Origin of the sequence: Nitrosomonas sp. ANs5 (assembly GCF_050584665.1) — a bacterium.
Classification (GTDB): Bacteria; Pseudomonadota; Gammaproteobacteria; order Burkholderiales; family Nitrosomonadaceae; genus Nitrosomonas.
The window spans coordinates 58,377-77,393 of record NZ_JBEUDO010000005.1 but is presented as its reverse complement, the minus strand read 5'-3'; the positions used below and the strand labels follow the sequence as shown (position 1 = coordinate 77,393).

The 19,017-nt window shown below is 52.6% G+C and carries 15 protein-coding genes; 5 read left to right on the top strand and 10 right to left on the bottom strand.

The window, feature by feature from the left end:
- Window positions 1-16 precede the first annotated feature (16 nt).
- The 4 genes from ABTW62_RS02450 (at window position 17) to ABTW62_RS02435 (ending at window position 4,273) form a co-directional block, all read left to right on the top strand.
- A complete protein-coding gene (locus ABTW62_RS02450) occupies window positions 17-925 on the top strand; it encodes a fructosamine kinase family protein (RefSeq protein WP_430902989.1) in 909 nt (302 codons plus the stop codon).
- Window positions 926-1,227: 302 nt separating this feature from the next.
- A complete protein-coding gene (locus ABTW62_RS02445; RefSeq protein WP_430902988.1) occupies window positions 1,228-2,730 on the top strand; it encodes a dynamin family protein in 1,503 nt (500 codons plus the stop codon).
- Between the two features lie 364 nt (window positions 2,731-3,094).
- Window positions 3,095-3,496 carry a hypothetical protein gene (locus ABTW62_RS02440; protein ID WP_430902987.1) on the top strand — a complete coding sequence of 134 codons (402 nt, stop codon included), beginning with the start codon at window positions 3,095-3,097 and terminating at the stop codon, window positions 3,494-3,496.
- A gap of 204 nt (window positions 3,497-3,700) precedes the next feature.
- On the top strand, window positions 3,701-4,273 hold the full coding sequence (locus ABTW62_RS02435; protein ID WP_430902986.1) for a hypothetical protein: 573 nt from the start codon (window positions 3,701-3,703) through the stop codon (window positions 4,271-4,273).
- 472 nt (window positions 4,274-4,745) lie between these two features.
- On the opposite strand, the gene ABTW62_RS02430 is transcribed toward ABTW62_RS02435, so the two are convergent.
- Both ABTW62_RS02430 and ABTW62_RS02425 read right to left on the bottom strand, forming a co-directional pair.
- Window positions 4,746-5,093, bottom strand: coding sequence for an Hpt domain-containing protein (locus ABTW62_RS02430; RefSeq protein WP_430902985.1), 348 nt, complete (start codon window positions 5,091-5,093; stop codon window positions 4,746-4,748).
- Window positions 5,086-8,619, bottom strand: a complete 3,534-nt coding sequence (locus tag ABTW62_RS02425) for an ATP-binding protein (RefSeq protein WP_430902984.1) — start codon at window positions 8,617-8,619, stop codon at window positions 5,086-5,088. Before ABTW62_RS02425 ends, ABTW62_RS02430 begins: the two co-directional genes overlap by 8 nt.
- A 344-nt stretch (window positions 8,620-8,963) precedes the next feature.
- Here ABTW62_RS02425 and ABTW62_RS02420 point away from each other — a divergent pair, with 344 nt between their 5' ends.
- Window positions 8,964-9,794, top strand: coding sequence for an HDOD domain-containing protein (locus tag ABTW62_RS02420; RefSeq protein ID WP_430902983.1), 831 nt, complete (start codon window positions 8,964-8,966; stop codon window positions 9,792-9,794).
- A gap of 246 nt (window positions 9,795-10,040) precedes the next feature.
- On the opposite strand, the gene ABTW62_RS02415 is transcribed toward ABTW62_RS02420, so the two are convergent.
- From ABTW62_RS02415 to ABTW62_RS02380, 8 genes are all read right to left on the bottom strand, one after another.
- Entirely contained in the window at window positions 10,041-10,757 is a 717-nt protein-coding gene (locus ABTW62_RS02415; RefSeq protein WP_430902982.1) for a hypothetical protein, read from the bottom strand.
- A gap of 406 nt (window positions 10,758-11,163) precedes the next feature.
- The gene (locus ABTW62_RS02410; RefSeq protein ID WP_430902981.1) at window positions 11,164-12,318 is read right to left on the bottom strand and encodes a choice-of-anchor P family protein; all 1,155 of its coding nucleotides are present in this window, start codon (window positions 12,316-12,318) and stop codon (window positions 11,164-11,166) included.
- A gap of 269 nt (window positions 12,319-12,587) precedes the next feature.
- Window positions 12,588-13,475, bottom strand: a complete 888-nt coding sequence (locus ABTW62_RS02405) for a hypothetical protein (RefSeq protein ID WP_430902980.1) — start codon at window positions 13,473-13,475, stop codon at window positions 12,588-12,590.
- Window positions 13,476-13,652: 177 nt separating this feature from the next.
- On the bottom strand, window positions 13,653-14,735 hold the full coding sequence (locus ABTW62_RS02400) for a protein-glutamate methylesterase/protein-glutamine glutaminase (protein WP_430902979.1): 1,083 nt from the start codon (window positions 14,733-14,735) through the stop codon (window positions 13,653-13,655).
- Entirely contained in the window at window positions 14,704-15,351 is a 648-nt protein-coding gene (gene cheD / locus ABTW62_RS02395; protein WP_430902978.1) for a chemoreceptor glutamine deamidase CheD, read from the bottom strand. Before cheD ends, ABTW62_RS02400 begins: the two co-directional genes overlap by 32 nt.
- 23 nt (window positions 15,352-15,374) lie before the next feature.
- Window positions 15,375-15,812, bottom strand: coding sequence for a Csu type fimbrial protein (locus ABTW62_RS02390; protein ID WP_430902977.1), 438 nt, complete (start codon window positions 15,810-15,812; stop codon window positions 15,375-15,377).
- Window positions 15,813-15,859: 47 nt separating this feature from the next.
- The gene (locus ABTW62_RS02385) at window positions 15,860-18,223 is read right to left on the bottom strand and encodes a fimbria/pilus outer membrane usher protein (protein WP_430902975.1); all 2,364 of its coding nucleotides are present in this window, start codon (window positions 18,221-18,223) and stop codon (window positions 15,860-15,862) included.
- A gap of 67 nt (window positions 18,224-18,290) precedes the next feature.
- Complete coding sequence (locus ABTW62_RS02380) at window positions 18,291-19,016, bottom strand: fimbrial biogenesis chaperone (RefSeq protein WP_430902974.1); 726 nt, start codon at window positions 19,014-19,016, stop codon at window positions 18,291-18,293.
- Window position 19,017: the final 1 nt, after the last annotated feature.

Sequence of the window (19,017 nt, the reverse complement as noted above, 5' to 3'; positions counted from 1 at the left end):
CCTCGCCAGTCCAAGCATGAAACGGCATTCATTGGATCCTCTCTCAGCATCGCCCTGGCCAGCCATCACGGCACAGATTTCCGAGCAGACAGGCCGGGTGTTTGTTGCGCAGCAGATCGCACCGGTTGGCGGGGGGTGTATCAACCGCGCCTACCGCATACAGGGCGTGAACCAGCAGTTTTTTGTCAAGCTCAACCAGGCACATTACTTGCCCATGTTCGAGGCCGAGGCGGCGGGACTTGAAGAAATCCGCAATGCCGCGGCATTGCGTGCACCGCAACCCTTGTGCAGCGGTTGCGGGGAGGGCCATGCCTGGCTGGTACTGGAATTTCTCGATCTTCGGGGACAGGGTGATGACACGGCATTGGGGACCGGTCTGGCCAGGATGCATCGCCATACTTCGGATAAATACGGCTGGGTACGTGACAACACCATTGGCTCGAGCCCGCAAATCAATCGGCCTGCCTCAGACTGGATTGCATTCTGGCGTCAGCAGCGTCTTGCCTACCAGTTGAATCTTGCCCAGGAAAATGGCTATGGCGGCCGTCTGCAATTGCTGGGTGAACAACTCATCGATGGCTGCCCGCATTTCTTTACGGGACCGGGGCCGCGCCCCTCCCTGCTGCATGGCGATTTGTGGAGTGGCAATTATGCTTTTGACGCCAGTAGACAACCGGTTATATTCGACCCCGCCGTTTATTATGGCGACCGGGAAGCCGATCTGGCCATGACTGAATTATTTGGCGGGTTCCCGTCCGATTTCTATGCCGCCTATCGAGAGAGCTGGCCGCTGGAAGCTGGCTATCACACCCGCAAACAGCTCTACAACCTGTATCATATTCTCAACCACCTCAACCTGTTCGGCGGGCATTATTTACGCCAGGCAGAAACGATGATGGCACGATTATTAGCCGAAATTCGGTAGGTATCGAATAACTAGACGGGAAATCCATTTCCGCACAATCAGGCAATGCATTTGTGCCGGCGGTCGAGCAGTTATGCTCAACACATCCTGCTCGTTGTCAAGCAACGGTCGGCGCAATAGAATTAACCCGGAAAAATAGCACCAGGCTTATTACTGTCCACAAGTTTTTCAACACAGGGAGGCCTGCAAACAATCCAGTTTCCGGATCAGGTGAAATGCAAGCCGCGTAAGGCCGTTACGCGTACTTGAGCACGAAACCGGATTTTGCAAAGTATCCATCAACCAAACAAGGATTTTCAAATATGAGCGCAACTAACATCGTCAAGCACCTTGCCAATCTGGAAAAGCATCTCGCGGAAGAACATCCCGAGAATCCGGTTCTGGCCAGGGCCGTGCATAGCTTCCGGAATCTGGATCGGGTGGCCCAGGATCTGGGACTCCTGGGACGGGACGAGTCTTACGCCACTTATGTCACCTGGTGGCCAATGATTGCCGTGCTGGGCACGTTCTCATCAGGCAAATCGACCTTTATCAATTCCTATCTGGGCATGCATCTGCAACGCACCGGCAACCAGGCTGTCGACGACAAATTCACCGTCATTTGCTACAGCCGTCACGACGAGATCAAAACACTGCCGGGGGTGGCACTGGATGCGGATCCACGCTTTCCGTTCTACCAAATCAGCCACAGCATCGAGGAAATCGCGGAAGCCGGGCCACAGCGGATCGATGCCTATATTCAGCTCAAGACCTGCCCATCGGAAAAAATCCGTGGCAAGATCCTGATCGACTCACCGGGCTTTGATGCCGACAGACAGCGCACCTCCACCCTGCGCCTGACGCAGCACATCATCGATTTATCCGATCTGGTGCTGGTTTTCTTCGATGCACGCCACCCCGAACCCGGGGCGATGCATGACACACTCGAATATCTGGTCACTTCGACCATCAACCGTCCTGACGCCAACAAATTCCTCTATATCCTGAATCAGATCGATGTCACGGCCAAAGAGGACAACCCCGAGGAAGTCGTATCTGCCTGGCAACGCTCGCTCGCGCAATCAGGACTGCTTGCTGGACGTTTCTACCGAATCTACGACAAGGATGCAGCCATTCCCATCGATGATCCACAGATACGGGAGCGCTTCGAGAAAAAACGGGAGGAAGACCTGTCGGACATCAATGCGCGCATGCAGCAAATCGAAATCGAGCGCTCCTACCGGATCGCAGCCATGCTCGAGCAAACTGCCGATGCGATCGAAAACCAGGTGATTACCAAGCTCGAAAGCTTGCTCGACCGCTGGCGCAGCCGGGTGTTTCTGTTCGACAGCATTTTGTTCGGTCTGCTATTGGTACTGGCCGGCACAGCATTGACACTGACGGATAGCTGGCATCTGTTGCAACAATGCATCGCCAGCATCACTGCCGCAGAGCCTCCCTCCCTGTTTGGAGTTGCCCTATTCCTGGGGTTGGCTGGCTACATTCATCTTTCCATACGCGGCAAGGTGGCGCGCGGTATATCGAGCAAGCTGCCGGAAGAATATGGACATGATCACACTGCCTGCAGGCAGATCAGCCAAGCATTCAGCAAAAGCACCGCTGGCTACCGCCCCATGTTTCTGAAGAAACCCGCTGGCTGGAATGGGACCAATCAGCGCATTCTTGCCGAGGTCAAGGAAGATGCAAATGACTTTATCCAGACACTGAATGACCAGTTCACCGACCCTTCCGGTCATCAGGAGGGAACAGAAGCAGCTGCCGAACAAACCACTGAAGCCGACCAGCCTCCCACCCCGGCAGCTTGATCGGCAGACTCTCCAATCCGTAGCAACGCCACCTGCTATCGCCGGCTTTTGCCGGGGCAGGTGGCGCTGTCTGTCTATATCGGAATATGAGCACCCAGCATCAAGGTTAAGTTGACGCTGGGCTGGATTGCCGTGCCACTTTCGCAGCTCGCAAAACGGTAGGGTGCGCTTGCGCACCATAAAGTCGATGATAGATTATCGCTGGGACACATGCTCATCATTCACGGAACTGAAAGTTGTGAAGCCAAACTTTTTCCTGACCACCATAATTTAACGTCAGTCGGACAGTGCGCAAGCGTGCCCTTGCATGACTGATATATCGTTGAAAAGACGGGCCTAAAACGGGAATTTCCAAATAATTTCTATGCATGCAACCCGATTCGAAGGTGAAATCACACATTTGTCCCAGAAAGGATTGGGGGTAGTACAGCATCCCCACGACGGGCACACTTATTTCGTTGCCGGCACTTGGCCGGGCGATCTGGGCCAATTCGAAATATCGGATCGTATCCTGCATAACAAAAAATATGGCTATGCACGGCTGATTCGTCTCATCCAGCCTTCCCGTCATCGCCAATCGCCTGCCTGCACATTTCTTGGCTTTACGGATCACAGCTGCTCGGGCTGCCCGTGGATGATTGCAGACTATGCCAACCAACTAGAGCAAAAAAGACACAGCTTTCTTTATGCGATGGCCAGGGTCGGCTTCGACACCCATCGGCTGACAATCGGGCAGGTACAGCCGTCTCCCCGCATTTTTGGCTAGCGCAACCGTTTTCAGGTCAAGACTGACGGTGAGAGACTCGGCTTTGTCACGGAGGGTTCTCGTCATATCGCATCTATCGAGGATTGTATTGTCCTCAACGATTCTTGCCGGCAGCTCCTGCAGGCCGCCCGTCATCGCCTACCCTGCCGCGACTGGACGCCTGAAGCTGGCGAGGACTGGAGCTTCCTGGATCTCGATGATTCCATGACACCGGAACAAATACAGCCCAACCGGAAACGCCCCTTTCGCCAAGGCAATGCAGAACAAAACGCCCGGATGCAGGCATGGCTGAAACATCAGCTTGCCCAGAACACGCGCATCCGCAAAACCATAGAATTGTTCTGCGGATCAGGAAATTTCACGGAAGTGATTGCACAGGCAGGCTGTCCGCACACGATTGCCTATGAATCCAGCCTGGGTGCCATCCTGTCTCTGCGGCAAAAGCAACTGCCTGGCGTGGAGGCCGGAGTGGTCGATCTTCATCAGCCCTACGTCTGGAAGACGCTCAGAAAGAGTATTATGGATGCGGACACATTGGTGCTTGATCCCCCTCGCTCCGGCCTGAAAAATTCGCGAGGATTCTTTGAAAGCTTTGCCAGCCTAAAAACGATTTACTATATCTCCTGCAACCCGGAGAGCTTCGCACGGGATGCCTGGACTTTCCATAAAAAAGGCTGGTGGCCGAGCGATATCCAACTGATAGATTTGTTTCCACACACGCCGCATGTTGAAGTCATGGCCGTATTCAACAAACCCGACGGCCTGCCCGCCGGTTAACCTCGCTATCGGCTACATTGGCGCCCATTTACGGCTTTAATTAACCACGAATGGACACGAATGCACACGAATAACAAAAACCACTTCGCTGCATTTTGCCTGCAATCAGACGAGTACTCCGTTCCGTCAATTAGCTTACAAATAAAATCGATGGATTCGCCAGCCAAGCTAGGCGCAAACCGCAGTCATAGCCGTAGCTATGGCGAGGATTTGCGACAACGCATGACAGGCGAAGGCGCGATTTCATGTAAGCGGTTTGGCGGAACGGAGTACTAGGTATCACGTCTTCACCCTGCTGCATGACAAAATTCAACCAATGTGAGCGTCATCACGAAATTATTAGTGTGTATTCGTGTCCATTCGTGGCTATCCCGATAACGGTAATTTAGCGCCGGCCTACGATTCAAGAATCTTCCAGGACTCCCTGAATCATTCGTGGTGGCCATTCTGAGGTCTCCAAGGCCCGGCTGTTTCACTCGATTCCCAGCCATTGGGCCAACCAGCTCTCGACGGCCGTCAGCTCCTGTTTAAATTCCCCGAGCAGCGCATTCAGCACGCCGACTTGCCCATTTCTGCCCGCTTGCTCGATCTGCTCGCACCAGGCACCCAGCTGCAGGGCGCCGACACTGCGCGCCGATGATTTCAGCTTATGCGCAATCGCGCGCGCCCGGTCGCATTGCCCGGTCTCACAAGCCTCATACAAGTCATTTTGAATGGTCGCCAGCATGGTATGAAACTCCCGCAGAATCTCGTCTATCACCACCTGATCGTCCCCGACCAGTTCCTGTAATAAACCGACGTTCACCGCTTGTTTATTCATTTCCATCCTTTTCGCTTGAGGTCTGCCATTTCTGCAGCATCTTTTGCAAGACAGCGAGCTGCACGGGTTTGGCAAGATAGTCGTCCATGCCTGCCGCCTTGCAATGATCAATCTCCCCTTGCAAGACATCGGCAGTCAGTGCAATGATCGGCAAGTGGCCACGGTCTGTACGCGCTTCTTCCGCACGGATGGCGGCGCTCAGGGCGTAGCCATCCATGAGTGGCATATGTACATCGGTCAGTAACAATGCAAAATCGCCTTGCTGCCAGCGCTCGAGTGCTTGCTGTCCATTGCCGGCCACCTCGGCTTCAACGCCCAGCAAAGCGAGCTGTCGCATAATCACTTTCTGGTTGATTTCATTATCTTCGGCGACGAGCAGTGGTTTGTTAAAGTGAAGAGACTGGCTATAGGAAGGCGTTGCTGCCCTTTTGCGCAAGGCTCTGATATCATCCTGCCGTTGCTCGGCTTTGACCCTATCGGCAGCGATCGCCACAGTGCGTAACAGACTGCCTCGTGTCAGCACATTGGCGTCGATCAGAAAAATGTTTTCTCCTATCTGTCTCGGGATTCGACGCCGGCCACGGCCGAGAATGATCATACGCACTCCTGAATCCGAATCCCGGGTTACCATCTCCCGCAACGAGTCAGGCGCAGCCATGACATCCTCGTCAGGCCGCCATATCCATACATGATTGGCATGCGCCAAGCGATGTGCTTGGGCGGCCTCGATATGCTCAGCCTGCTGCACCCGCGCACCAGCATGAGATAAATAACATGCAAGATCGTCGGCTAAGGCAGTCTCGTCGCTGATTATCAGACAATTCAATTCCGCCAGAGACAGGGAATCGGCACTTTGGACGTCAGCTGACGTTCCGGCTTTCTGGCCGGCTGACAAGCGTGCGAAAGGTACCCGGACAATGAATGTGCTACCTTGATCCGGTTGACTCTGAAGCGTAATCTGCCCCCCCATCATATGGGTCAAGCGCTGACTGATACTCATGCCCAGCCCGGTGCCGCCAAAACGTCTGGTGGTGGAAGACTCGCCCTGCTCAAAGGGCTGGAACAGGCGTGCCTGAACGGTTTCATCCATCCCGATGCCATTATCCAGCACGGCGAAATCGATCCACACCCGATTCTCCTCTTCAGCGGCGAGCGTGACCCGCACAGCCACACGCCCCGGGCACAACTGTTTGCTGGAAAACTTGATGGCATTGTTGACAAGATTGTAAAGAATCTGACTGACTCGCAGCGCATCGCCCTGCAATTGGGTGGGGATCTTCGGATCAATGAACAAGGTAAGCTCCACTTTCACTTGCTCTGCCATATGATCCAGCAAGGCGCAGACTTTCTCTGTCACGGCTTCGACCGAGATCGGTTCGAGTGTGAGGGACAACTTGCCGACCTCGATCTTGGAAAAATCGAGTATGTCATTGATGATCCCAAGTAAAGCATGCGCGGATTCCCGGATGAGCTCGACCATTTCCACCTGCTCCTCCCGCAAATGGGTTTGTGACAGCACATCCAGCATGCCGATCACACCATTCATGGGGGTACGAATTTCATGGCTCATCATTGCCAGAAAATTCGATTTGGCTTGATTGGCCGCTTCTGCCTTGTCCCGCGCGATTTCAAGATCGAGCATCATGCGCTTTTGCTCGCGCAGATCGCGCAATGTACCGGAAAAATACTGATTCCCTTCGATGCGGTAGTCGCTCAGGGTCAGTTGAATCGGAAAAAGTTCTCCATTCTGGTGCCGGCCCTGTGCCTCGCGCGCCATCCCGAAAAGATAGGGTTTCTCGCGTAAACAGCACCTCGCCGTGGTGCATTCCAACTCTGGAATGATCAGCGAAATATTGGCGCCGATCAGCGCCGCCGGGCTGTATCCAAATGTTTTTCTGACGGCAGGATTGACTGAATGTATCCAACCACTGTCATCAAAAGTGATTGCGACATCTTTCAGGTACTCTACCAGCGCATTGGTTTCTGCATTTTGCAGCCTGATTTCAGCCGTCCGCCGCCTGATCAGCTGTTGCAGATGCAGTCCATAACCCAATGTATTCAACGCATATCCGCTGGCCAGCAGCATGATCAGCGTACTAAACAGGAGCAGCAATGTCGATCCCGGGGTCCATCCCGGTTGCAATGCATCGAGATCCCACATCGCAAACTGCAGGCCGGCCCCGGCGAATCCTTCATCTAAATGGTATACATAATCGGGTGCAATGGCGGCGGGCACCTTGTGTGCTATCAGTGGCGCTGAGGGATGCCAAGTTGCGAAACCTTGGATGCGGAACGCAAGGTTGAAGTAATTGGCTTTATCGATAAAACTGGCAAAGAACTGCTCCACTTCGATTTGGGCCACGGCAAAGCCCAGCAATGCCTTATCAGACTTCACCTTGCCCTTGAAGCTGTCACCACTATAAACAGGATAAATCATCCACCAGACCGGGGCATTCTGTTCAGTTAAACTGGTGGCCATCGCTTTGAGGCCCGTCTTCTCTGCGCTGCGTAATGTGCTGGCAGGAATCTGCGCCGCAAGATGGGTGCCATATAGAGAAGCGCCGTCGTGCTCGGGATAAATATGCCGATGGATATATGTGCCTGCCGCTTCACGCGGCGCCCAAGTCAAGGCTTTGACCCCCGGTGACAGCGTAAAAGAGTGGTTAAAAGTGGCAAATTCGGAGACTGTCACCCGCCTGCTGCTTCTGACCAGACCGCTGACGGCACGCAGCCGGTCCTCGCTGTTATAAATGGCCTTTCTGATCTGGTAAGCAAATTCGGTGGCATTGTCTTCGAACACCTCTCGTATGCTTTGTGTTTCGCTGCGGTTGAATAAATAAATCCCGCCCAATAGCAGGATCGAGATCCCAAACAGCAGCACCACTGCGATAGCAATACGCCGATGCCATCCACCCTGGCCATCGGCGCAGAACCGGATCAATATTGCCGGGGCCAGCAGCGATACCCCTATCGTATCGTGCACATAGCCTGTAATCCAGGTTGCAAGCAAATCGGCACCCGGCAAATCATGGAATTGATATAAAACGATTGTGGTGACCGAAGTTGAAACCAGACATGCAACCGGCCCTGCCAGAAACAGAAAACGTGCGGTTCCAATCACGCTGACGAAGGGTGTCGCCTGTCTCAGCAGTGGCATCACCAAGCACCTGCCGAACAGCGCCTGCATGACTGCCCCGGCAGAGGTGAGTAATGCCGTGAACAAAACGACACTGTCCAGCCCACCGCTGAAACTGCTTTCCGAATGATGAAACAGCCCGGTGATGAATGCTGCTATCCAGATATAGGGAACCAAACGCACCCCCCAAGTCACCAGGGCAACAAACGCCAGGCCAGCGGACAGACTTTCAAGCAAATTACAACTATCAGGTATATCGAAGGTCGCGCTGAGAAGTGCGAGCAAGAAGTAAACGGATACGACTATGACGATACCTGCCGACGACAAATGTAATGCCTGATCACCCGATCTGACTGGAGTGATCAGTCTGGTTTCGTCGGCAGGTTGCATATTTTTATGTCTCGATACGGGCGTAACTGTCGCCTGAAAGTAGTTGGAAAGACCAGAACCGGAAAAGGTGGCAAATAGTCTAGTCCAACTCAATCCGGGTTCATTTGATGAACAAACACCGAAAATTTATACAATTCCAGCATTAGGCTTGGCCCGGCATCTGCATAATGAGGAAGATTAGGCTGGCAAGCAGCTATCGTGACCATGACAGCCATGACTACCCATAGCTTCTCTATTTGACAAAATCAGGATACTGCGATGCGAAGAATCCGCTGCTGTTTTTCCCTGCACCGACGGGTGACGCGTGTCACTCACCAGATTTCAAGATGGGATTCTTGGCAAACATGCACGAAAGTCTGATCATGCCAGCCGATCCTGAAAATCTGACCGAATGGGCGCGGTTTCTGGGCAGCGCAGAGATTCCGGTACTGCGCAAAACCATGCGCAGTCTGACGACACTGCGCGCGCAGGCCACTACGCCCGGGGTACGCGATGTGGCGGCCATCATCAAACAAGATCCTTTAATGATGGTCGAGCTGCTGCGCTACCTGCAGCAACAGAAGCATCAGCGGCAGGAACATGAAGTAATTCAAGTCGAACAAGCATTAATGATGCTGGGTGTGGAAAACGCTCTCGATCATATCGCCACCAAACCGCTGGTGGAAACCGTGCTGCATGCCCATCATGATGCACTGGTGCAACTGCTGCGCCGGGTACACCGGGCGCATGTCGCTTCCAATTACGCCCTGGAATGGGCGATACGCCTACAGGATATCCATTTTGAGGAAATCCGCACAGCCACCCTGCTGCATGACATCACGGAACTGTTGCTATGGTGCTTCTCGCCAGCCAAAATGTTAATGCTGGACAACAACCTTCAAGATCCGGCCACCCACCGGCGCACAGCCCAGGAGAAGGTATTCGGCTTTGCGCTCAATGATCTGCAATCCAGGCTGGTGGCGGAATGGTCATTACCAGCGCTGCTGATCACATTGATGGATGACCAGTGTTCCGCTCAGCCACGTGTACGCAATGTGCGGCTTGCGGTGGATCTTGCGCGTCATGCGGCACATGGCTGGGATAACGAAAGGTTGCACGGCGATCTGGCCGCAATTAGCGAACTGCTGCGCACCACGGTGGATGAAGTCAAGATAATGGTGGGCGCACCCAGCTGACGCTGAGAAGCTGTTTGGAAATTTTCGTTTCAGACCTATTTCTTCAACGTCATATCCATTGCGGCGATACATTATCGCTGAAGTGTCTGGATGACCGCGGCCCGTCGGGCCTTGCCATGCACGGTGCGCTAAGTCACGAAAATGTGGGTGCGCTTGCGCACCGGTTTTTGTTATGCAAGGTGCTTTGATGGCGGTGGTCAGGGTGTTTGATGGTGCGCAAGCGCACCCTACCACCCCAGTCACGCGTTATTCGAAGATCAGGCATTCGAGTGTATCGTTAAACACCAATTCCTCGGGAAGATTGTGCATTGCCCAGTTGATCTCATCGGCGATGAACTTCTCATCACACTCAGCCAGGCAGCTGACGAAGCGGTGTTCGAGCATCGCGATCCATTCGCTACGCGCCATTTGCACAGCATATTCATAGCAATTTTCCTCGACTACTGTCTTGCCGCTCGCTTCGATGATCTGATGATAATCGAGATAAGTCGGACGATACAAATCCATGAAGGCTTCGCTCGCTGGCCACTCGATCTCTTTCGGCATGGCAAAGGTCAGATAAGTGTCGGCCTGCACCAGATCAAACATTTCTGATCCGAACTTATTGTAAATAAGATGAAACGATTGCTTGAACAGGGCCACATCGGCCGTCACCGGCGCCACTTCCTCGAGTGCGTTTTTTTGAGCGATGACATCTGGCCTGGCGGCCAGTTCGGGCGCCACTCCCAGATCGGGATCGATCAAGCGCAATCCATCCGGCTCCAGTCCCTGTTCCAGCGCTGCCTGCCAGATACGGCCATTGCCCGCGCCGATATCGGCAATCTGTCGGCCATCCATTCGGTCACGCAAATCGTCACCGGCGAGCACCGCACCCCAGAAAGCATAGTAGTCCTCCGAGGCAAGCCAGCCCCGCTTGGCCCAGGGCAGTTGTTGTTCACGATTTTCAATGAGTAGTTTTTTCAAACGGATCATCCCCACTTCATTGGTTGGCAACATAGGGCGGAGTAATTGCAGCCCTTTCCTTCCCGCACATAATTCTGTTGACAGAAGCATGAACCACCGATATCACGGTCGAGATCCTTCCGTACGGTTTGGCACCTTACATCGTTATTCTCCAGGATTCAAATCGACATGCCTTTCTTTAAAATTTTCAACAGGATAGATCAAGCCTGGAAAATTCCCCGACATACCTTAATGGACACGGCGCATCAGCTTATCGTAGGCACATGGTGTTCAGGTGGCCTGCGCCAATGTTCTACATTTTGCACTTCCAGACAAATTTGCCCACTGGAATACACAAAAAAAGCCAATCCCACCGAAAGGAAGGATTGGCCTTGGTCAGTCAAAAACGAATTTATTGTTTGGGTTATCAGTGCAGCTGGATGTTGCCGCCTGTCAAGACCCCGGATTTGCTATAGCCGGTATCCAGCTCGATACTGAAAGTGTCATTATTGATCCCGGGTTCACCATAATCACAAGCCTCGACTGTGAAATCGACACCGTCCTGATTGTCGACCCTGGCAGAACCGGAGAAAATCGCACAATTACCTTGAATTTCAAAATCTGTAATTGTCGATCCATGCACCTTCATACCTGTCGCATGATCGTTGTATTGCAGCTGCCCTTTGCCGGGACGTGCATTGAATCCAAAGGTAGCAAAATCCGAACCGCTGCCGATCCGTCCGCCACCGGTAACGAAACCACTGGCTTCTGGATCAGGATCGACTGGCGGCTCTTCCGCTCCGACTTTCCTGGCATGAACACCGCACTGTGCGGACGAGACGATGATTTCGCCATCCAGCAAGGATAGCAGGCTTTTGCGCAGGCTGACGCGCAATACATTGCTGGTAATACCACTGCTATTGACCCCATCGCCGGTTTGCTTCTGCTCATTGATCACAACGGTACCAAGTTTCGTCAATCCACTTACCAAATCGACTCTGGTATTAGGCGGCGCTGAGAGACTGATTTTCTTGCCGCTGATCCAAAGGTTACCCAGAGTGGTAGTAGCATCGCTGTTCGCTTGCTCCCCGTTTGCATAGCTGCTGCAGATCGACTGCAGCAAATCGGCACGAATCAGGCCACCGAGCAAATTGAGATGCTCAATAGAACTTACGCTCATTGCACCCGCCTTAGCTGTACCAACACCACCAGCCGTAATGGTGGATAATGTCTTGCTCTGGACCAGATCCAAGAGGTTCAAGCGTAACAGTGTTTCGGCATCGAAACCCCCATATGGCGCAAGACTGACATAAGGGAATGGGCCCAAATCAACGCTCAACCCAGACAAGCTGCTCAGCAACCCTCTCAGCCCATTCACTTCCAAAGAAAGGCCATAAGCCTCTCCACCGACTGTTCCGATAAGGCTGTCGCTCACGCTACTGCTTTCAACAGCGCCACCTCCATTGTTTTTGGACCCGCCTCCCCCGCCCTTGGATGCATAAGCCGAGCATGACAACGCAGCCAGCAAGCATAACACCGTAGCGGCCCAGATTGTTTTTTTCAAAGCAAGAGACTTATTCATTGTTTTTATCTCCATTGTAATTGACAAATTTGTGACTTAGCCAGAGCAACCACTAGAAACAGTGTCTGCTCTGGTAAACATTCTATCAACATACAATTTCATTTTGAAAGCGTACCTAAGTACGAGTCTTGATAGTTATTGAATAAGTCTCTGATCTATACGCATGTCCGGCATAAACCAACAACGCTACGCGCAGAATATTCTTACACCCTTAAAATCAGTGATACACCCCGATTGCAAGGCTTTGCACTTCAATACGCCGTCGCGTTTCAGCTCATAACTACCACATCCGCCCAACCTATCTGATCGGGATTGACTCCCATAAGCGTAATCGATGCAGCAGATCCAAATGAAACCACGAAATTATTATCTTCGTAAGCGATATCAGTAATATAACTACTGAGTTGCTCCTTGGACTGCAGTCCTATTGCCAAATCGAAAACCAGCTTGTCGCCCTCATTTTTATTGAAATCGAGAATCTGCAAATGCGCTGCTTCGCGAATAACGAAAGCATCGGCACCGGCGCCACCAAAGCTGAGCGTGCCCTCACGTACCGACAAAAAATCATCACCATCCGTACCGGCAAACCTCAGCGGCTCCAAGAATGAGGGAAAGGGACCGCTACGCTCATGATCGATTGACCATGATTCAGAATCCCGAAAGAATAGCCCATCATCGTTAGCTTCCACGAAACGTGTCATCTCGGTTCCGAAATGCGTACCTTTATTACGAACGATATCCCTACCGTCCAGAACAAAAAATTCGTTGGGCTGCATGGCAGCCGGCTTCAGAACGCCGTCAATCAGTTCAAAAAATGCGATCACTTCATTGCCAGACACTTCGAAAACAAAAGCCTTATTATTGTCATAGGCATTTCCAGTACCACTGGGGCCTCTGATTCCACCAGCCCCTCCAGCACTGCCAGCACTTCCACCATCTCCAGCAACGCCGGAATCTCCAGTTCCACCAGCTCCCTCATCGTCACCATGGTCGGGGCTATCACTTTCGCCGCCACTTCCTCCAAGGCTTGCGTCAAGACCCGTATCGCCAATACCAACATTGGCATCGATACCATCATCAGAAACATCCACACCCAGATCTATTAGGCCCTCAACACCCTCCAAACTTTCATCAATAAAACCACCTAGCAGAGACATTTCAAAACTCCTTCCATTAAATTAAAAATCAATTTTCCTTGATTAAATCCAATACAGGCACTCCGTCATTCCATATGCAGCAAGAATATGAAACTCGCAATCAACAACGGTCCGTGAAGAAGAATCTTTACAATTTTTTCAGTTCAGTATGATGTGGCCAAACTCTGCCCAAGATACCTACACGCGAACAGCCTGTTTACCCATACCTGACAAGGCCACCAGCACACGTTTTGCCATGTCCTTCAACGGCACGACTTCATCGACAGCGCCCACCGCAATCGCCTCTCTGGGCATGCCGAACACGACACAGCTTGCCTCATCCTGTGCCAGGTTATAGGCGCCGGCCTGACGCATCGCGAGCATGCCTGCTGCGCCATCCTTGCCCATGCCGGTCAGGATCACGCCGACTGCATTCTTGCCGGCATACTGGGCAGCCGAGCGGAACAGCACATCCACTGACGGACGATGGCGATTGACAGGATCGGCCTGACTCAATTCGGTTACATAATTTGCGCCGCTTTTCTTGAGCAAAAGGTGTGAATGACCGGGTGCAATATAGGCATGACCAGGCAATACGCGCTCCCCGCCCTGCGCTTCCGCAACCTGGATTTTACAAAGCCGGTCCAGGCGCTCGGCAAAGGTACGGGTAAAGGTTTCCGGCATATGCTGGGCAATCAGAATGCCAGGGCAATCCGGTGGAAGATTGATCATGAAATCCTTGATCGCTTCGGTCCCACCTGTGGAAGCCCCCACGATGATCAGTTTCTCGGTCGACATGCCATGACGCTTGAACACAGCAGGCAAACTCTCGGAAGCGTCATGGCTGCGATTGCTGGCAACTGTATCTGGACGCCGGATTCTGGCAGCACGCGCCACCCGGATCTTGTTCGCTATTTCATCGGCATACGTTTCCAGGCCATGGCGAATATCCATTTTCGGCTTGGCGACAAAATCCACCGCGCCCAGCTCCAGTGCGCGCAAGGTGGCTTCCGATCCCTGTTCCGTCAAGGTGGATACCATCACCACCGGCATCGGCCGCAACCGCATCAGCTTTTCCAGAAATTCCAGCCCGTCCATTTTCGGCATCTCGATATCCAGCGTCAGCACATCCGGATTCAATGTGCGAATCATTTCGCGCGCGGCCAGTGGATCGGGCGCAGCCCCGATCACCTCCATGTCCGGCTGGCTATTGATGATATCCGTCAATAATTTACGAATGAGCGCGGAGTCATCGACGACCAGCACGCTGATTTTGTCCATAAGGATTCTCCTGATTGTTGGGGATAGCGGATGGTATGTCCATTTCCGTAAGAGTTTGTAACAGGCGGCCATAGCGTTGCTCGCGTTGCACGATGGAATCGTTATGCAAGACATACAACTTCTTCATCAACACCCTGCCGCTGTGAGGAAAAAAATAAATTTTGCGTGGATTGAAGCCGACCAAATCCTCGGCAAGAATACGAATGCCATGTTCAGCCAGATAGGTTTTGACGAAATCAGCATTTTGGGTGCCGATTCTCGACGAAAGCATGGCGCGCTGCACATTTCCTCCACCGAACACTTTCGCCACCAGATTGGCCTTACGCGCCCCGCTCCGGAGGATTTCCCCGATCAGCGCATCCATCGCATAATCTCCAAAACGCGCGGAAGCCAGCTGGACGCCTTGATCATCCTTGCCAGCCGGCAGCATAAAATGATTCATGCCACCGATGCCACTCTGGCTGTCGTACACGCAGGCCGAAACACAGGAGCCCAGAACGGTCGTCAGCACAATCTCTCGCGTCGTCACATAATACTCACCCGGCAACAATTTGACTGCATCGAGATTGAAGTACTGATCGAAGTAGAAGTTTGTGGCGTGATGGGGATTTATCATGATTTTAATTGTGCTTGGGCCACTCAGAAATTGAGTGTAACGACAATTGTGTCGACATACGTCCCTGCCGAAGGGTTTTGCCCAGCTGGAATGGAACCATACACCGGATAATTCCGCACCACTGTCAACAGACCCAAAAGGTAGCCATCGGTGATTCTTGCCGTACCGGCATGACCGTCTCCCCAGATACTGGTCCGGGCGGCATTGGTATACAGGTTGTAGCGCAGCTGATTTCCGCCATTCATTAAATACCGGGGTGTATGGCTACCACTGTTGCCGGGACTCAGCAAAATTTCATAACTGATCAACAGGCTGACTAAGCCAACCAACGAACAGCTGACCCTTACGTTACCGCTTGACTCGAGTGTCGCCGGGCTGAGGAAGTTGTAGCTTCCAAACCCGAGATTATTGGCGCTTACCGTACAGCTCCCAACTGCCTGCACGCTTTTTGGCCACACCATTGCAAATATTAACGACAAACAAACAATAATCTGTATGCTCGTGGTCTTCAATGAATCAGTTCCTCGCAATAAAAATCTCCAAGATCCGGTAACGGATCATCATTCTTGGAATAATTCAGCTCAAGCTCACAAACTTGCCCGTCGGGTAATTTCACGCGCAGTTGATTATTGTTTGCCAGCCCAGAGAGAAAAACCTGCCCATCCAATGCAACTGGAAATAATTCTTCCTGTCCGACAACCTGTACCAATGTTCCAGACGCCGCCACCTGTCCGTCTGGCGCAATAATTCTGAGCAAAGCATCATTCGCTTGATGTACAGGAAACTCAATTGTGAGACCGCTTCGAAAATAGGGAATGGCATGCTGCTCCAGCACGTCGACCCTGGCGCCCAATGGCAGATCCATCTGCTCAATACTGAGGCGATTTCTCTGATAAGGGCGCAACCTTGGAACCAGCGCATTACCGGCGGCATTGGTACGTGCAACGGGTTGATTCTCGGCATATACCTGAACATCTGGATAACCCGGTACCTGAACAACGGCAAAACTGTCCCCAAGCTGGCGCGCGAGAAATGCTTCCCCCCCCAGAAAAGCAAATCCCCCTCGCAGCGAAGCACGCAGCGCATTGCCAAAATAGCTGTGTGCGGCTTCCAGCATGTAAGTACCATAATCATTCTGCATATTCAGGCCAGCCTCCAGCCGCTCACCCCCCTCTTTACCGGCCAGAATTCGATAACCCATTCCGGTCCCCGGTGGAAGATTCCTTTGCACTTGCATCATCGCAGCATTCGATCCCTGATCACGCCAGTTGGTATTCATGTTAACCGTTGTGCGTTCATCCAGTGCATAGGTCAAGGTCAATCCCAGAGAATGCTGGCTTGTTTCCCGCAAGCTTTTGATTGCGGTCAACCCCATAAACCAGCCCCGTCCCAGTCTCTGATTGTAGCTGGCACTTATCAGTTCGCTATCCGAGGCATGGCGATTATCCATGCGCAAATAACTGAGCCCGAACGATCCCAATCGCGCATCCCGCCAGCCGATATGTGCGGTCGTCTGCTGCGCTGGCGCCGAGATACGCCCACCGAATACCGTGTCATGCGACTGAAATCCAAGTTGATCAAAATTACGGGAAGTGATTTGGGTGCGCGCGCCCAGACTCATTCGTTGCGTCAATCGATCGAAGCCAAACATTATCAGCCCGCCCACGCCCCGGCCACTATGACTTGCGGCAAAACCGGCATCGAAAATCCCCAATGTGGGAAACAACATGACGCCACTCAATCCAGTCACCCGGTGATCGACGCTTAACTCTCCACGCACTTCTGTTGTCAGGCCATCATTCCATCCATATCGTTTCGTCCCCGACAGCAGCCAGTTGCCATAATCATTGCTGCGCGACGCAAAATTCCGGCGTGCCCACCCTATTTCATAAGAAAAATCACTGAGCCCGCGCTTGAGCAGATTACGGGCAGCATAGTAAGGCTGATGTAGAATTTGCTCGCGTCCGAGCAAATCCCTGACGACCATTCTGACCTCACCCATACCGGTCACGACAGGAAGCTCGCGGATCGAGAAAGGACCAGCCTCCACATTCTCCTGATACGTCAAAACATTGTTGATATAGACTTCCGCGGTCGAGGGCAAAGCGGCCGAGCCGGAGAAAGCGGGCAATGGGAAAGTGATGTAATCAGGGCGGGTTGCGAAATTGGTTCCCCATTGCAGGCCAAGCAATCTAACTGGCCGCCCCCATGCACCGCCACGACTGACTGTATCCCCAACTCTCAGGCTGGCCATTCGCTCGGGATCATCGAGCGTCAGCGTACTCTCAAGCCGGATAACACTGCGGTCTGCACTCAAATCACGGCCAAGAAACTGTGTCGTCATCACCCCACCCCCCGCAAACATCCCGATTTCCGCTAACCCACCGACCATGTGCGCACCGTTGAATCGCTGGGCAGAAAAATCATAATTGACGAAACCACCGATTGCCGGAATCTGAGGAATATCATCCCAGGCAGAAAGCAAATTGATGGTTGTAGTAGGTAACTGATCCGGCGGGACCTCAATCTGCAAGGATTGTGTGGCAGCATTCACGCTGTATTTGATTGATTCAATGCCATTGAGCAGAATGAAAACCTGTTCTTCCAGTCTGCATGCTTGCTCGTTCCGAATCGGCTCCGGTAGACGCCATCCCGGCAGATCCTGCTGCCGCACCCAGATATCGCGATCAGGCGAAATCAGAGCAAATATGTTTTGCTTGAGATGCCGGCCATTAAGGGAAACGTCAAAGATGCTTTCCTGATATGCGGCCATGCCGTCCATACAGACTGCCACAGTCTCTCCTTTAACTTTAACCACATTGCGCTCGTTGGCATCATGGGGCAATTTATCGCTCTCCCGCGCCCAGGCCATTGCTTCGAAACCTGGACAGCCACCGACTGAAATTAGAGCAAGGATAATGAGACGAAAGCACGATGTCTCAGTCACCCAACACCGCTTCGGCGTCAACCTCTCCAGCATCGGTTTGTCCGCTAATCTTCAATCGTGTACCGGGAAGGAGGATATGAGAAGCGTTGATCGACCAGGAGCGGCTTTGACCCGGCAATAAATAATCCATTCCCCTGTGTTCAGCCAGGACTGAATGATTCGTCACATCTTGCAAGGAAAATCCCGTTATCTGCACATGCGCCTCGCCATGATTGGTCGCTTCCACACGCAATGCTTTGTCAGGCGTGATACCGACTCGCCACTCCAGCAATGGATGCGCTGTTTTCTCGAGCGGTGCCACAAAAACGGGAATGCCAAAGCGCAGTGTGACCTTGACTTCGGCTGATGATTCCCCTTCAACCGGCACTTCTTGCAGGAACAGTCGATAAGCCCGCTCATGCAGTTTATCGGGCTGTCTTCGCAACCCTACTCGGACAATCTGGGTGCCGCCTGGGGGTAAAGTAAAAATGGGGGGTGTAGCCAACAGATCACTTGTAGCCGCATAGCGATCTTCGCCAGCATGCTGTGTCCAGGACATTGCCTTCAACTGCATCACGCGCGCGGCATCGCTTTCGTTGCCAATTTTCAGCACCGCGACTGAATGCAATCTGGATAGCGTGATCCGGGTGGGATTGATCTGGAATGTGCTCGCTTCCAGATTGAAAAAAAACGACACGCACAACAACAGAACAACAAAATGACGAAACAATACACTCATG

Bases quoted from the DNA above. Each gene is read 5' to 3' on its own strand.
- ABTW62_RS02420 (WP_430902983.1), top strand. From the start codon at position 8,964: ATGCACGAAAGTCTGATCATGCCAGCCGATCCTGAAAATCTGACCGAA.
- cheD (WP_430902978.1), bottom strand. From the start codon at position 15,351: ATGATAAATCCCCATCACGCCACAAACTTCTACTTCGATCAGTACTTC.
- ABTW62_RS02430 (WP_430902985.1), bottom strand. From the start codon at position 5,093: ATGAATAAACAAGCGGTGAACGTCGGTTTATTACAGGAACTGGTCGGG.
- ABTW62_RS02410 (WP_430902981.1), bottom strand. From the start codon at position 12,318: ATGAATAAGTCTCTTGCTTTGAAAAAAACAATCTGGGCCGCTACGGTG.
- ABTW62_RS02435 (WP_430902986.1), top strand. From the start codon at position 3,701: ATGACACCGGAACAAATACAGCCCAACCGGAAACGCCCCTTTCGCCAA.
- ABTW62_RS02400 (WP_430902979.1), bottom strand. From the start codon at position 14,735: ATGGACAAAATCAGCGTGCTGGTCGTCGATGACTCCGCGCTCATTCGT.
- ABTW62_RS02445 (WP_430902988.1), top strand. From the start codon at position 1,228: ATGAGCGCAACTAACATCGTCAAGCACCTTGCCAATCTGGAAAAGCAT.
- ABTW62_RS02385 (WP_430902975.1), bottom strand. From the start codon at position 18,223: ATGGCCTGGGCGCGGGAGAGCGATAAATTGCCCCATGATGCCAACGAG.
- ABTW62_RS02425 (WP_430902984.1), bottom strand. From the start codon at position 8,619: ATGCAACCTGCCGACGAAACCAGACTGATCACTCCAGTCAGATCGGGT.
- ABTW62_RS02440 (WP_430902987.1), top strand. From the start codon at position 3,095: ATGCATGCAACCCGATTCGAAGGTGAAATCACACATTTGTCCCAGAAA.
- ABTW62_RS02380 (WP_430902974.1), bottom strand. From the start codon at position 19,016: ATGAGTGTATTGTTTCGTCATTTTGTTGTTCTGTTGTTGTGCGTGTCG.
- ABTW62_RS02405 (WP_430902980.1), bottom strand. From the start codon at position 13,475: ATGTCTCTGCTAGGTGGTTTTATTGATGAAAGTTTGGAGGGTGTTGAG.
- ABTW62_RS02390 (WP_430902977.1), bottom strand. From the start codon at position 15,812: ATGGTGTGGCCAAAAAGCGTGCAGGCAGTTGGGAGCTGTACGGTAAGC.
- ABTW62_RS02450 (WP_430902989.1), top strand. From the start codon at position 17: ATGAAACGGCATTCATTGGATCCTCTCTCAGCATCGCCCTGGCCAGCC.